The organism is Paranoxybacillus vitaminiphilus, assembly GCF_003259935.1.
Classification (GTDB): domain Bacteria; phylum Bacillota; class Bacilli; order Bacillales; family Anoxybacillaceae; genus Paranoxybacillus; species Paranoxybacillus vitaminiphilus.
In genome coordinates, this window is sequence record NZ_QLMH01000004.1 from 72,098 (window position 1) to 86,522 (window position 14,425).

Consider the following 14,425-nt stretch of genomic DNA (forward strand, 5'->3'; position numbering starts at 1 on the left):
TGGCTTTTTTGTTTTATTGTACCACACATAAGACAATGAATAACAGAAAAAGGAGCTGACCAATCAAAGTGTCCGGCCTCACGCGCAACTCACAAAATATATAGGCTCTGACACTTGCTTTTCGGCCATCTCCCGTTCATTATGGTTTGTCGGTATCTTTTTTGACAATGTCGATGATATGCTGCCATGTCGATGGTTTTAGGGCATCGAGCGGTTTGCCGTCGCCGATGACTCCATAACCGATCATCGCTCCTGTTAAGGTGCTGATGACAATCAGCCCGGCAACAATCACAAGCCGCAGCCAAATCGGAATGAAACGGACGCGATAGCGCCGCCAAATCGGTATTGGCTTCTCCTCATGTTGTTCTTGTTTCTGTTCTTCTTTTTTTTCTGCCTTCATCGAACGCTCTCCTTGTCGTTAACGAATTCCGTTAATTAAGCCCATCATTTGATCAGAAAGGGAAATCGATTTCGCGTTCATTTGGTATGAACGCTGCGTAATGAGCAGATCGGTCATCTCCATGGCTAAGTCGACGTTCGATTGTTCCAGCGCAGATTGCTGGATGCCGATTTGTCCGCGCAAATTGCCGGTCATATTGACGGCTACATCGGCTTCATTGACGAAGTCCGGCAGCCTGTATATATTTTCCCCAAGCGACTCAAGAAGCTGCGGGCGCAGTATCGTTGTTACGCCTAAATCAACCGTTTGGGCGATACCGCCATTTTCAGCGATGACCGTCATCGTTCCTGTTTGCGATATTTGAATGTCTTTGAAGTTATCATTAATCAAAATCGGCTCATTGTTGCCATCAAGCACCGGAGCGCCTTCGCTTGTGACAAGCATAAGCAGATTCGGATTTTCCGCAGATGGACTTAAATAAAACGCGCCGTCTCTCGTATAGCCAATCTCTTCTGTACCATTTTCATTTTGCATGAGCACGCGGAAAAACTGTCCCTCTTTTGTGAGGGCGACATCAAGCAGACGTCCTGTGTCAACGATTGCCCCCTGCTTCAGCACAAGGCTCGTTGCCGCTAATTTTGCCCCAACGCCTTGGCGCACGCCTTCAGGAGTTAAACGGTTTTGTTCGTCTTGCGGCAAGTTATTGAACTCTTGTACGAGCAGCTCGCCGAAGCTCGTTTGCCGGCGTTTATATCCGTTTGTATTGATGTTGGCGATATTATGGCTGATGACATCAAGCTGCTGCTGCAGCTGATTCATCGTATTGGCGGCAGTAATCATGGAACGCAGCACCGTTTTCTCCCCCTATCCTATCTTACCCATTCTTATCGTTCATAAGAGGCTGGCCTTACGCGCCTGTCACAATATCCATTATTGAATATTCGTCTTGCAGGGTCTAGACAGCCTTAACGGACGCGAAAAGTGCAATGCGTTTTACTAACGCAGGTAAATCCTCCCTATTTGATTCGGCCAATCTCATTAACCGCTTTGTCCATGCTTTTATCGTATGCCTGCAATATTTTTTGGTTTGCTTCAAAAGCGCGGTAAGCTGCCATCATCTCGGTCATCGAACGCGCTAAGTCGACGTTGGAACGCTCGAGAAAGCCTTGCTTGAGCTGGTATGTCACATTCGGGTTGCCGATCGCGCTCGGCAGCACGCCCGCCTCGCTGCGGAATAGTCCGTTCCCTTCTTTAACAACGCTGTTTGGATTAGCGGCAAAAGCGATATTGATTCGGGTCATCGGAACGTCATTTTCGAAAATCACGCCGTCTTCAGTGACTTTAAAATTCTCGCTCGCAAGCTGAATGCGTTCACCGTTTTCATCCAGTACGTAAAAGCCGTCCTGCGTTGTTAAAAACCCTTCCGCATCTAATGTGAAATTTCCGTTGCGTGTATAACGAATCTCGCCATTTCCGTTTTCGACAACGAAAAAGAGCGCACCTTTCATGCCTGTTTCCGCATCCGTTGGTATATTGCCGTCAATAAGGGCCATATCCGTATTTTGTCCTGTTTCCTTTATATCTCCCTGCAGAAAGAGCGGCATCATTTCCTGCATGTGCACGCCTGTGTTAATTTCACCGATTGTCATTTGTCTGCGAAATGAACGCGGTCCAGCTGTTGTATGTAAACTTTTCAAAAGCATTTCGGGAAATGCCCTTAATGAAGCTTGATCCGCCTTATATCCTGGCGTATTGGCATTGGCAATATTGTTTGTTAACATTTCAACGCGGCGCTGTTGGGAAAACATGCCTGAAGCAGCTGTATAAAATCCTCGTAACACAGGCTTTCACCTCTCATATGCAAATATGCACGTTTTTCGTCAAAAGAAGTTTATTTCGCTCATTTTCCGACAGAATCTGATAATTTTATTATAAAGCAAACACCCAATAAAAGCGAATAGGTACCATTTCCCAATGGTACCTATTCTGGCAATTTTATAATTTTATTGTGTTGTTTTCTGCGAAACGACCTTTTCCTCGAAGAGATAAGACACTTTTTCTTATATGAAGTTACGTTTTGGCACTTTGTCGATATTATCAAGCATAATACCTGTGCCGATCGCCACGCAGTCCATCGGATTTTCTGCGATTAATACAGGCACCTTCAATTCTTCCGCGAGCAGTTGATCAATGCCATGCAAGAGGGCGCCGCCTCCTGTTAAAATGACGCCGCGGTCGATAATGTCCGCCGACAACTCAGGCGGTGTGCGTTCCAATACGCCCTTGGCAGCTTGTACAATCACAGCAACCGGTTCGCGCAGCGCTTTTTCAATTTCGCTCGAACGAACAGTAATCGTGCGCGGCAAGCCTGTAACGAGGTCGCGGCCGCGAATATCAATTTCTTCGTCACGTGCGCCTGGGAATACAGTTGCGACTTTGATTTTAATTTCTTCCGCTGTACGTTCACCAATCAGCAGCTTGTACTCACGTTTGATATAATTTAAAATTTCGATATCGAACTTGTCCCCAGCCATTTTAATCGAAGAGGCGGTGACAATATCGCCCATGGAAAGAACGGCAATATCCGTTGTACCACCGCCAATATCGACAACCATATTTCCGCTCGGTTGAAAGATATCCATGCCTGCGCCAATGGCTGCTACTTTTGGCTCTTCTTCCAAGTATACTTTTTTGCCGCCGCTTTTTTCCGCCGCTTCTTTTATCGCTTTTCGTTCTACCGATGTAATGTTTGTCGGGCAGCAAATTAAAATGCGCGGTTTGGCTAAAAAGCCTTTTAAATTTAATTTGTTTAAGAAATGCTTCAGCATTGCTTCCGTAATATCAAAATCGGCAATGACGCCGTCTTTCAACGGCCGAATGGCAACGATATTCCCAGGTGTACGTCCGACCATTCGTCTCGCTTCCTCACCGACAGCTAACACCCTATTTGTATTTTTATCAATCGCCACGACTGATGGTTCATTTAGCACAATGCCTTTTCCTTTCACATAAATGAGCACGTTCGCTGTGCCAAGATCAATACCGATATCTCTTGCAAACATCGATGTTCCTCCTTGCATTCAATCCGTCAAATCACTCCTAATTGATCATTTTATCATATTGTAATAGGAAGAACATACTATTTTCTTAATAAAAATTTCCTGCAAGGAAAAATTTTTTGGCTTATTGAATCGTTTCTTTTTTATATTTCCTTTTTGTTGCCTCACCGCCCCGCAAATGGCGAATTGATTTATGATAATCAAGGATTTCTTTTACTTCATTAGCCAGCTCGGGATTGATTTCTGGAAGCCGCTCCGTTAAATCTTTATGAACGGTACTTTTGGAAACGCCAAATTCTTTCGCGATGACGCGAACGGTTTTCCTCGTCTCCACGATATACTTTCCAATCTTGATAGTACGCTCTTTGATGTAATCGTGCACACCACTCGCCCTCCCTGAATTGGATGTGAGAAGTGTGAAATGAGACTCGCTTTTGCATCCGATAAAAAGTGCTTCTGCTTGTTCATTGTGAAAATATCTAAAGCCGATTTCTTGCTGTTAATGGACGATCCCCACCTCAAACACTCTCGTTGTAGTTAAGTTTGTATTATTTTATTAGGCGAATTGGCCATATATACCAGAAAAGTCAAGAGGGACAAGTGATTTGTAGGAATTTTTTATATTTTGTTTGAAATAAATAAAAAGGGCTGACCAAAACGGAAAGTATCAGACCCCACGCAACACAATATATAAATGAATGAGCGTGAGGCCAGACACCGAAGCGGTCAGCCTAAAAACAGAGCACCGTATACTAATGATAGGGTAATGACATAAGCAGGATGTATTTTCCATTTTTCCATTAATAAAAAACTAAGCACCGCTAATAATAATGTTTGCCATGTGCCTACATCATGGTAGGACGCAGAAAAGAAATCAACCGTCATCCCCCCGAGTAAAACGGCAATGGTCGGACGGATGTAGTTTGTCATCCGTTTTACTTGTGGGGAATCTTTGAATTTATAAAGAAGTTGAAGCAAAGCAATCATTAGGATGAGCGAAGGTGCAACCGTGGCAAAAATGCCAATGAAAGCTCCGAGCACTCCACCTTGTTGATAGCCGATATACCCAGCCATTTTCGTAGCAATAGGCCCAGGAAGCGCGTTTCCTAACGCCAACACTTCACTAAACTCGTTGACCGTTAACCAACCGTAGCGGTCAACCACCTCATTTTCAATGAGGGGAATAGATGAAGGTCCCCCGCCGTAACCTAAAATGCCCGGAATAAAAAAGGCAAGGAAAATTTGCCAATAAATCATGAATGCTTTCTCCTTTCCATCGGAGACTTGGCTTTTTCATTTGTTTTTTCACCTTTTCCAACTAATGCACTGAATAGTAAAACAGCAATGAGGATAGCTGGGTGAACATGAAAAAACTCTAGTACAATTAAACTTCCAATGGCAAACAGAATGGTGGACAATAAACCTAACGAAGAATTGGATTGCTTCATAAATTCCCACGTTAACACACCGAGCATGACCGCGACAACAGGAACAACCGCTTTTGTCATTCCTAATACCCACGGCTCATCCTTGACAGAGGAAATAAACATTAACAAGACAATCATTAATATAACCGTTGGAATCGTTGTCGCTAAAACAGCATTCAGCATTCCAATAATTCCAGCCACGCGATAACCGATATACCCTGCCATTTTCGTGGCAATAGGCCCGGGGAGCGCGTTTCCTAACGCCAATATATCGGAAAATTCATCATCGCTCATCCATTTGTATTTTTGGACGACCTCTTTATGAATAAGAGGGATAGCCGATGGGCCTCCCCCATATCCTAACATGCCAACGCGAAAAAAAGCTAAAAATAATTGAAGCTGCTTCATGTCCATTCAGTCCTTTATGCGTGTTTGCGAACATTTTACCAAGCTGCGACAGCTCCGTCAGTACGGGCTTCTGTACCGCCGGCCAACACCCCTGTACGAGGAGGATCGCGCCAAATGATTTGCCCGCGCCCGAATGCGCCTGAATCTAGGGCTACTTGAATATCATGTCCTTTTCGTGCCAAGGCTTGAGCGACATGTTGCGGAAAATGGTGCTCGACAAGAATCTTTTTCCCTTCGACCCATTGCCACCTTGGTGCATCTAATGCGGCTTGAGGGTTTAAATGGAAGTCAATCGTATTCATTACTACTTGCATATGTCCTTGCGGCTGCATAAAGCCTCCCATCACACCGAATGGCCCAATCGGTTCATTTCCTTTCGTGAGAAATCCAGGAATGATGGTATGATATGTTTTCTTCCTTGGCGCAAGGCAATTGTCGTGAGATGGGTCTAACGAGAAATTATGCCCGCGGTTTTGCAAGGCGATTCCTGTTCCAGGTACGACGAGGCCGGAACCAAATCCCATGTAGTTGCTTTGAATGAATGACACCATATTTCCTTCGCCATCGGCAGCCGCTAAATATACCGTTCCTCCCTTTGGCGGCGTTCCCGGTTCAGGAAGCAGCGCTTCTTCATGAATCAACTGTCGTCTTGACTGAGCGAACTCTTCTGATAATAGCTCGCCGACCGTGTATTTCATATAACGCGCGTCGGTAATATATTTTTGCCCATCGACAAACGCCAACTTCATCGCTTCAATTTGTTGATGATACGTATCAATCGTCGGCGTTTCAGGCACTTCAAATCCTTTCATAATATTGAGCGCCATCAACGCAACAAGCCCCTGCCCGTTCGGAGGAATCTCCCATACATCATAATCGCGATAACGGACGGAAATCGGTTTGACCCACTCCACTTCATATTCAGCCAAGTCGTCAAACGATAAAAAGCCGTTATATTGCTTCGAGAAAGCCGCGATTTTCTCCGCCAATTCACCGCGGTAAAAACTTTCCCCATCCGTCTTGGCAATGGAGCACAATGTGTCGGCATGTCCTTTGGAAGACCAAACTTCTCCAATTCTTGGCGCTCTCCCTTGAGGAGCAAACGTTTCAAACCAACTTGCAAACTCTGGATCTTTTAACTCATTTTTAAAAGTGCGGAATGCTCTATCCCAATACTTACCAAGCGTTGGTGAGATTGGATAACCGTTTTCCGCATATTCAATCGCCGGTTTTAATACTTCCGCTAGCGGCAGTCGGCCAAATCGTTTTGACAAGGCGGCCCAAGCTGCCGGAGCTCCTGGAACGGTTACAGGAATCCAGCCATATTTCGGAATTTCGTTGTATCCCCGTTCCTTTACTGCCCCAATCGAGATCGCTTTCGGCGAATAGCCGCTTGCATTTAAAGCGTGAAGCTCCCCTTTTGTCCAAACAAGGGCAAAGGCATCGCCGCCAATTCCGTTGGAAGTTGGCTCGACAACGGTTAAACATGCAGCCGTCGCAATCGCCGCATCAATCGCATTACCGCCCTTTTTTAAAATATCCAACCCTGCTTGGGCAGCCAAAGGCTGGGAAGTGGCCACCATTCCATTGGCGGCAAATGTCGCCATTCGCTGTGAAGAATACGGGTAGTGCAAATAGTCAAATTTTATCATCTTCTACTCCCCTTTACTTCGCATCATCCTACTTCGTGACGAGGGAAGGATTCAGTACAATCGCTCTGGCTATACCAATCCGCTGTCTTTGTCCCCCCGCTAAACTCGTAAGGATAACGATCATAATGTTCCTCTTTTAATCCTGCTTCTCTTCATAAATGAGATTCCAACTAATAGCAAAAGAAGTTGGAAGAACCGACGAACAATTAAACCTACTGCACTTTTCACACTCCTTGTCATTTCTATAATAATTCAACTTAAACTCTCAACATGTGAATCAAGCCAAAAATCAACCAGTGTTCTGTTCGCCTTTTAAATATGTTTTTGATTTATATATCATATCTGTTTAATGAAATGAAGAAGCTAAATGAATCGCAAACACTTACATTAATACATTTTGTATATTGTTTTTTTGTTTTTTTTACTTTTGTTAATAAAAAATGTTTTATTATTTAACAAAGTTAATTAAATTTTATTTTTTATGATTATATAGTAAAAAGAATAATTTTTCCATATCTTTTTCTAAAAAATTCAAAATTTCCTATCTGTCAAAAAATAAAAAGAGCTGACCAAACAAGGTGTCAGCCCCCAAAACCCTAATATATTTATTTAGGACATAACAATGGATAAAAACAGTATACGTCGTAAGGTCAGACACTTACGGTCAGCCTCTTGTAAATTCATTGCATTATAATTTAAGTCCGCTTCTACTTTTAAATCTTCTTAGCAGGATATGGCTTTCTACTCGTGTAATCCCTTTCAAAGAATACAGTTCGTTGTTGACAAATTTTTCAAGACTAGCAAAATCCTCTACGAGAACATGCATATGAAGTGTACTAGGCCCTGTCATTTGGTAGCAGCTGGCTACATTCGGATTATCGGCCAGCTTTTGGGCAACTTCCACCAAATACGCCGGCTCGCAATCGACTTCAAAAAATGCGGACACACTTTTTCCAACCTTCTCTGAATTAATCACCACTGTAAATTTTTCAATCACGCCATTTTCTACCAGCTGGTTTATTCTCTCTCTTACGGATACTCGTGAAAGATTTAATTCTTTACCAATATCAACGTAAGACATTCTGCCGTTTTCGGTTAAAAGCGATAATATTTTTCGATCGATATCATCCAGCTTCAACAACGCTCACCACCTGAAAAAGGTTTCCTGACCTTAAGTATATATTTTGTTGTTAAAAGATGAAACACCTTAATTTGATTTTTTCGTGCCAGACTGAAATAGCCAAAAATAAAAACGCCCATCCCTTTGCTTATTAAGAAGGAATAGACGTTTTCGTTACCCTATTTATCATTTTTTACTATATTATGTTCTTGCCATTCCGATAGAAGTGTCCGGAGTTTTATAAGATTCTTGCTCGGAATGTTGTTCAGTTGGTGTCGTTGTATTTTCGTTTGTTGATTGTTCCTCAGATTGAGTTTCTTCATCTAATTGTGTTTGTTTTTCATCCGTTGTTTGCGCGTTTTGTTCAGTTGCGTTTTCTTCTTCAGCTTGTTTTGTTTGTTCATCTGCTTCTTCTGTTAATGCCGTTAATGGCTGATCAAAATAGTCAATTGGATTGACTGCTTGATTGTCTTTGCGGATTTCAAAGTGTGCATGAATGCCTGCTTCTTGATTAAACTGGCTTTGACCTGCCTTACCGATCACTTGTCCTTGTTTTACTGTATCTCCGGCTTTGACTTTAAGTTCAGCAAGCGATTGATAAACAGTAACCACGCCTTCATCATGCTCGATTTCTGCAACATATCCAAAAATCGGGTCTTTTTTCGCCTTCGTTACCGTTCCGCTTAAAGACGCTGTAACGTCAAAACTTTTTCCATCTTTCATTGCAATGTCAATACCTTTATTTTGATGATACGTATTATTATAAAAGACAAGGGCTGCTTCTTGTTCTTCTTTTGACGCCTTAGAATCATAGAACGGTTTTTGAATTTCTACAGCATTTGGATCAAGCACAGGTATGGCAAAACGTTCTACTGCTTCATTGACTGGTACAGCTGGTTCTTTGTCATTGTAAGAAGTACCTGGCATATCGGAGTTGTACTCATGCTCATTCTCTGCCGTTTTGTTGTCATCTTTGCTTTGGAACCAAAGCACTCCCGTTAAAATCAAAGCGGCACTAGCCAGATAAATAGCTGGAACTACCCAACGCTTTCTGAACGCACGTCGCAAACTTGGTTTCATTGGAGAAGGCTGTTTCTTTTCTTCCTCTCTCATGTTCATCACCTCAGCAACCATTCTGAACAAAAAGAGGAAAATATATACACACTTTCAAAAAATTTTTTGAATGGGAGTCTGTCCCCCATCACTTTAAAGATTGAGTGTAATGAGGGACAAACCCCCACCTATTTCTTTGCGGTTAGTTTGGTTAGGAAGGCGGTTGCGGAGGAAATGTGGACTCCTTGATAATAGTATTTAACGATTTGGTCATACGTCTTTCCTTCTTGCGCCATGCCGTTTGCTCCATATTGGCTCATGCCGACTCCATGCCCATATCCTTTTGTCGTGATGGCGATTTCGTCTCCTTTACGCACCCATGTAAAATCCGTTGATTTTAAGTCGAGTTTTTCGCGCACTTCTCGCCCTTTTAATTTCTTCCCGTTAATTTCCACCATTTCCACACGTTTACCAGGTGTTCGTGAAAGAACGACTCCGACCGAACCGTCTTTCGGAAGTGTAACGCCGAGCTTTTGCTCAAATTCAGCGACAGACATCATTTTTCGATCATAAAATTTCGGTGATTGCTCATCCCAAGGACTGGAAACACTTTTTAAATAAGGAAAGGCATTTTCCCAATACGCTTCGGAATTTTCCGTAAAGCCGTTGCTCGTTGAGAAAAACGAAGCTTCAATCGGAACGTTATTATACGTTAAAATTTGCCCGTGTGTTGCTTGAACGGCCTCGGTAATCTTCTTTATCTTCCAGCTGTAATCTGCTCCCCATAGACGCTTTAATTCTTCATCGCTATAGTACACTTGGTGCATAATCGTATCAGTGACATTTGCTCCCTTTGGCAAGCTAATCGGTTGGTCATTGAGCATTTGTTTGACGATATATGTTCTTGCTGTCAATGCTTGTGCCTTCAGCGCCTCTAATTCAAACTCAGCCGGCATTTCTGCTGCGACAACCCCGATAACATATTTCTCTAATGGAATATGTTCAATCTTCTTCTCTTTGCTGCGGTACACTGCCACTTCTATTGCCGGTCCTTCATTTTTGTTGTTTATTTCTGCAGATGGCGATGACTGTTGTTGAAGCCCTTCAGATAGTTTTCCATCTGCTTTTTCACTAAATGGCACAACTAACAAAGTAGGAATAAGCAATATGATGACAAATAAAAATGATACTAGTACGATGAAGGGTTTTACACGTTTCATAACTCGAGCCTCCAATATGATATGAAATTTTCAAAGAGCAAAGAAGCGGCTGGGATTTTTCCAACGCGGCAATCTCGGTGTAAGATACTTATTGCCTAAATCTCCGTATTGATTAAGCTGGCCTCTTTATTACATTGTTATGGGCTTGGACAAGTATATATGACAAATTCAAGGAAGAAATAGGGAAAGCATGGAGGAGGAATTTTGGAGGAAAAATAAAAAAGAACTCGCAAGGGAGTTCCATCCGCCATATTTCTTAATGTTCTGCTACTTTTGCCGCAAGCAATTCAAGCGCACCGCGATGCTGTGCATCCACTTCTTCCAAATGTTTGAAGTGGCTTCTCATTTCCACTCTTGTATTTTCGATTTCTCTCATTAAGCTGGCATAATAGAACGCTACTTCTTTGCGCATCTCCTGTTGTTCTGCCGCCAACACCGTGATGTCTTTTCTCATCTCTTGCTGCTCTGTTGCCAACACCGTGATGTCTTTTCTCATCTCTTGCTGCTCTGTTGCCAACACCGTGATGTCTTTTCTCATCTCTTGCTGTTCTGTTGCCAACGCCGTGATGTCTTTTCTCATCTCTTGCTGCTCTGTTGCCAACACCGTGATGTCTTTTCTCATCTCTTGCTGTTCTGTTGCCAACACCGTGATGTCTTTTCTCATCTCTTGCTGTTCTGTTGCCAACACCGTGATGTCTTTTCTCATCTCTTGCTGCTCTGTTGCCAACACCGTGATGTCTTTTCTCATCTCTTGCTGTTCTGTTGCCAACACCGTGATGTCTTTTCTCATCTCTTGCTGTTCTGTTGCCAACACCGTGATGTCTTTTCTCATCTCTTGCTGCTCTGTTGCCAACGCCGTGATGTCTTTTCTCATCTCTTGCTGTTCTGCCGCCAACACCGTGATGTCTTTTCTCATCTCTTGCTGTTCTGTTGCCAACGCCGTGATGTCTTTTCTCATCTCTTGCTGCTCTGTTGCCAACGCCGTGATGTCTTTTCTCATCTCTTGCTGTTCTGCCGCCAACACCGTGATGTCTTTACGCATTTGATTTAATTCTTCGCGCATTTGATTCTGCTCTCGACGCACTTCATTTAATTCTTCACGCATCTGATTCTGTTCTTCACGTAAAGACTGGACCTCTTTCTCTATCCCAGACATCCGGTTTTCCAATCGATCAAATCGGGTGTTCATTTGCTCCATAAACTGCTTTAAAAGCTCTTCCATTTTGCTCCCTCCTTCCTTTTACACATTTATTTAATAATTATAGCACATCTTGTCTTTTCTTGATGAAAACAAAAGCCAATCTCGTGTTCAAAACCAACTCATCTCCCATTTACCCGCTTATGCCCCTTGAAGCAGAAGTCTTCTCGGTTGTCATAATAAAAAACGACCATTCACTACTTCTTTGAGCGTAGTTCACGGTCGTTTTTGTTCGTTTCAAATATTAACATTATTAACATCCGTTACTGTTGCATCTTGAACGACATTTTCTTCCTCGTTGACCCGCTCGATATCAGCTCCAAGAGCGGCTAGTTTTTCATGGAAACGAACATATCCGCGATCAAGATGCTTCAATTCCGTTACACGTGTATACCCTTCTGCTACTAATCCGGCTAAAATTAACGCTGCGGCCGCACGTAAATCCGTCGCTGCTACTTCTGCCCCCTGCAAATTGCAAGGACCATTAATAATAACGGAACGGCCTTCAATTTTAATATCCGCATTCATGCGGCGAAACTCTTCAACATGCATAAAGCGGTTTTCAAATACCGTTTCTGTAATCATGCTTGTTCCTTCCGCTTTTAAAAGCAATGCCATCATCTGCGATTGCATATCCGTTGGAAATCCTGGGTGCGGCATTGTCTTTACATCAACCGCTTTTAATTTTTCCGGACCGATGACACGTAATCCTGTTTCCTCTTCAATAATCGTTACGCCCATTTCTTCCATTTTCGCAATGAGCGAGCTCAAATGTTCAGGAACAGCTCCTTGCACTAATACATTGCCGCCTGTAATCGCTGCAGCAACCATGAATGTACCTGCTTCAATGCGATCAGGAATCACCGTATGCGTCGTGCCACGTAATTTGGATACTCCTTCAATCCGAATCGTTCCTGTTCCGGCACCGCGCACTTTTGCTCCCATTGCATTGAGGAAATTTGCCAAATCAACAATTTCCGGCTCTTTCGCGCAGTTTTCAATCACGGTTGTTCCTTCCGCCAAAACAGCAGCCATCATAATATTTTCAGTTGCTCCCACACTCGGGAAGTCCAAGTAAATTTTTGCACCGCGAAGTTTTCCATTTACTTCTGCATCGATAAAACCGTTCCCTACCTTCACCGAAGCCCCCATCGCTTCAAAGCCTTTTAAATGTTGGTCGATCGGGCGTGAACCAATCGCACATCCGCCAGGTAAAGCAACACGCGCACGACCATGGCGCGCAAGCAATGGTCCCATCACAAGAACAGAGGCACGCATTTTGCGCACATATTCAAATGGGGCTTCCAGCTTGAGCTCTCGTGATGCATCTACAGTGATTTTATTTTCTTCTATCGTTACTTCTGCGTTTAAATAACGCAATACTTCACTGATTGTATATACATCGGAGAGAGCAGGTACATCATAAATCACGCTTTTTCCTTCACTTGCTAATAAGGTTGCGGCGATAACAGGTAAAACAGCATTTTTTGCACCTTCAACTTTGACTGTGCCGTTTAACCGCTTTCCGCCACGGACGATGATTTTTTCCAAGGTATTCCCCTCCGCGTCCAAATTCTCTATATTAATATTCAATCGTAATGATTGGGGTTCCAACTACGATGGTAGTCTTTTCGCCCAATCCTGTATTTCTTAATGCCAGTTGAATGTTCATAAGCTGGTTTTTGCCTGGGAGCGCGTTCCCCCACAGCTCAGTATATGCGGATATTGAGACAAATGTCTCTTCTTGCAGTGCTTCGAACGGTTTAGCTTGAAATTCAGCTAAAAAATGATTTGCTTTGTTAAACAAAACACCTTTCATCTTATCACTGAATTCCCCTTTTACACAAGAGAAAAGTGAAGGTTCTTTCACAAAGATTTTAGACAAGTTTTGCTTGATTTCTTCAAGAATTGCTTTTGAGTTTGCGTCGCTCCAACCAAATCCTTTCGCTTCATAGAGGATATACGTTTGGGGCTTTTTGTTTGTGACGGTCATGACTAACTGAATTGTTTCTTTAACAGAGGAATGTTCGTACAGGCCTGTCGCTTTCCATATGTCGTTGTCTTTTTTTACTGTCCATTGAAATTGATGATGTTTTTCTTTTAGTTCATTTGCTTTGTGTAAAAAAGTTGCATGATCTTTTACTGTTTGGGAATACTCTCTTGTGTAAATGACCCATTCTTCGATCTTTGCACCGTTTTGCTGCAAAACACGAGCCATTGTTTTTATTTCTGTAAATGGCTCTTTCCCCTTTGCTTTGCCCAATGAATATTGATGCATGATAGCTATAGCGCTGAGCATTAAAACAATAATTATCATTTTTATTGGTTTCATACTGTTCCACTTCCTCTCCTTAGCTGTTATTGTTGCCATCTTGGAAGTGAACATACACAAAAAAAGTCGACAAAATCAGAAAAAGATAATAGATAATTTTGGGAGGGAAATTCACAAATAAAAGGGGGTGGCAAAAAGCAAAATGTCAGCCCCACAACATAATATCATGGGGCATAACGGCGAAAAATAGGGTTGATTTTCTGAATATATACAGTCATTTTGAGCTTAAACGTCTTGCTTATAGCGTTTTTCGAGCTGGCTTATATATTTCTCACACACTTATAGGTCAGCCCCCTCGGAATATAAGCGGCAGCTGACGCGACCATGATAAATAATCTAGAAAAAAGTTGCTTACAGTCGAACCGATGGCAAGCGTAAGCAAAATGTAAAATAATCGCGCTTGCACAACCCGATTCGGCTTTAATATTTTTTCAATATGAACCCCCTGCAGCGTCCACCATGTTAAAGCAATAAAAACAAGATGAGACAAAATATTCACTAAAGCTTGATAGCCGAAACTCTCCATTGATTCCCGCTCCTTTCAATAAAATAATAA

The 14,425-nt window shown here is 42.7% G+C and carries 15 protein-coding genes and 1 pseudogene; all 16 read right to left on the minus strand.

Annotated features, from left to right (window positions below; translation table 11 throughout):
- Positions 1-139 precede the first annotated feature (139 nt).
- The 16 genes and pseudogenes from B0I26_RS06840 to B0I26_RS06915 all read right to left on the minus strand — a co-directional run bounded on the left by B0I26_RS06840 (position 140) and on the right by B0I26_RS06915 (position 14,395).
- Entirely contained in the window at positions 140-400 is a 261-nt protein-coding gene (locus B0I26_RS06840; RefSeq protein ID WP_111644719.1) for a DNA-directed RNA polymerase subunit beta, read from the minus strand.
- 18 nt (positions 401-418) lie between these two features.
- Complete coding sequence (locus B0I26_RS06845; protein ID WP_181502770.1) at positions 419-1,252, minus strand: flagellar hook-basal body protein; 834 nt, start codon at positions 1,250-1,252, stop codon at positions 419-421.
- A gap of 164 nt (positions 1,253-1,416) precedes the next feature.
- Positions 1,417-2,241: a flagellar hook-basal body protein gene (locus B0I26_RS06850; protein ID WP_111644720.1), complete on the minus strand. Its 825-nt coding sequence runs from the start codon at positions 2,239-2,241 to the stop codon at positions 1,417-1,419.
- Between the two features lie 219 nt (positions 2,242-2,460).
- A complete protein-coding gene (gene mreB / locus B0I26_RS06855) occupies positions 2,461-3,462 on the minus strand; it encodes a rod shape-determining protein (RefSeq protein ID WP_111644721.1) in 1,002 nt (333 codons plus the stop codon).
- Between the two features lie 121 nt (positions 3,463-3,583).
- The gene (gene spoIIID / locus B0I26_RS06860) at positions 3,584-3,841 is read right to left on the minus strand and encodes a sporulation transcriptional regulator SpoIIID (protein ID WP_111644722.1); all 258 of its coding nucleotides are present in this window, start codon (positions 3,839-3,841) and stop codon (positions 3,584-3,586) included.
- Positions 3,842-4,185: 344 nt separating this feature from the next.
- On the minus strand, positions 4,186-4,716 hold the full coding sequence (locus B0I26_RS06865) for a chromate transporter (RefSeq protein ID WP_111644723.1): 531 nt from the start codon (positions 4,714-4,716) through the stop codon (positions 4,186-4,188).
- Positions 4,713-5,294, minus strand: coding sequence for a chromate transporter (locus tag B0I26_RS06870; RefSeq protein ID WP_111644724.1), 582 nt, complete (start codon positions 5,292-5,294; stop codon positions 4,713-4,715). Before B0I26_RS06870 ends, B0I26_RS06865 begins: the two co-directional genes overlap by 4 nt.
- 35 nt (positions 5,295-5,329) lie before the next feature.
- Positions 5,330-6,946 (minus strand): gamma-glutamyltransferase family protein, encoded by a 1,617-nt coding sequence (locus B0I26_RS06875; protein WP_111644725.1) that lies wholly within the window; start codon positions 6,944-6,946, stop codon positions 5,330-5,332.
- Positions 6,947-6,983: 37 nt separating this feature from the next.
- Positions 6,984-7,098, minus strand: a pseudogene (locus B0I26_RS18530) (ATP-binding cassette domain-containing protein); the annotation flags it as partial.
- Between the two features lie 536 nt (positions 7,099-7,634).
- On the minus strand, positions 7,635-8,084 hold the full coding sequence (locus B0I26_RS06885; protein WP_111644872.1) for an Lrp/AsnC family transcriptional regulator: 450 nt from the start codon (positions 8,082-8,084) through the stop codon (positions 7,635-7,637).
- 183 nt (positions 8,085-8,267) lie between these two features.
- Positions 8,268-9,179, minus strand: a complete 912-nt coding sequence (locus B0I26_RS06890; protein WP_111644726.1) for a M23 family metallopeptidase — start codon at positions 9,177-9,179, stop codon at positions 8,268-8,270.
- Positions 9,180-9,307: 128 nt separating this feature from the next.
- The gene (gene spoIID / locus B0I26_RS06895; RefSeq protein WP_111644727.1) at positions 9,308-10,339 is read right to left on the minus strand and encodes a stage II sporulation protein D; all 1,032 of its coding nucleotides are present in this window, start codon (positions 10,337-10,339) and stop codon (positions 9,308-9,310) included.
- Positions 10,340-10,595: 256 nt separating this feature from the next.
- Positions 10,596-11,561 carry a coiled-coil domain-containing protein gene (locus B0I26_RS06900; RefSeq protein ID WP_111644728.1) on the minus strand — a complete coding sequence of 322 codons (966 nt, stop codon included), beginning with the start codon at positions 11,559-11,561 and terminating at the stop codon, positions 10,596-10,598.
- 213 nt (positions 11,562-11,774) lie between these two features.
- Complete coding sequence (murA, locus tag B0I26_RS06905) at positions 11,775-13,088, minus strand: UDP-N-acetylglucosamine 1-carboxyvinyltransferase (RefSeq protein WP_111644729.1); 1,314 nt, start codon at positions 13,086-13,088, stop codon at positions 11,775-11,777.
- Positions 13,089-13,119: 31 nt separating this feature from the next.
- Positions 13,120-13,869 (minus strand): YwmB family TATA-box binding protein, encoded by a 750-nt coding sequence (locus tag B0I26_RS06910; protein WP_181502772.1) that lies wholly within the window; start codon positions 13,867-13,869, stop codon positions 13,120-13,122.
- Between the two features lie 286 nt (positions 13,870-14,155).
- Positions 14,156-14,395, minus strand: coding sequence for a DUF1146 family protein (locus tag B0I26_RS06915; protein WP_111644731.1), 240 nt, complete (start codon positions 14,393-14,395; stop codon positions 14,156-14,158).
- Positions 14,396-14,425 lie beyond the last annotated feature (30 nt).

Coding starts and splice junctions, on each gene's coding strand:
- B0I26_RS06840 (WP_111644719.1), bottom strand. CDS start 400: ATGAAGGCAGAAAAAAAAGAAGAACAGAAACAAGAACAACATGAGGAG.
- mreB (WP_111644721.1), bottom strand. CDS start 3,462: ATGTTTGCAAGAGATATCGGTATTGATCTTGGCACAGCGAACGTGCTC.
- B0I26_RS06865 (WP_111644723.1), bottom strand. CDS start 4,716: ATGATTTATTGGCAAATTTTCCTTGCCTTTTTTATTCCGGGCATTTTA.
- B0I26_RS06870 (WP_111644724.1), bottom strand. CDS start 5,294: ATGAAGCAGCTTCAATTATTTTTAGCTTTTTTTCGCGTTGGCATGTTA.
- B0I26_RS06875 (WP_111644725.1), bottom strand. CDS start 6,946: ATGATAAAATTTGACTATTTGCACTACCCGTATTCTTCACAGCGAATG.
- B0I26_RS06890 (WP_111644726.1), bottom strand. CDS start 9,179: ATGAGAGAGGAAGAAAAGAAACAGCCTTCTCCAATGAAACCAAGTTTG.
- spoIID (WP_111644727.1), bottom strand. CDS start 10,339: ATGAAACGTGTAAAACCCTTCATCGTACTAGTATCATTTTTATTTGTC.
- B0I26_RS06900 (WP_111644728.1), bottom strand. CDS start 11,561: ATGGAAGAGCTTTTAAAGCAGTTTATGGAGCAAATGAACACCCGATTT.
- B0I26_RS06910 (WP_181502772.1), bottom strand. CDS start 13,869: ATGAAACCAATAAAAATGATAATTATTGTTTTAATGCTCAGCGCTATA.
- B0I26_RS06915 (WP_111644731.1), bottom strand. CDS start 14,395: ATGGAGAGTTTCGGCTATCAAGCTTTAGTGAATATTTTGTCTCATCTT.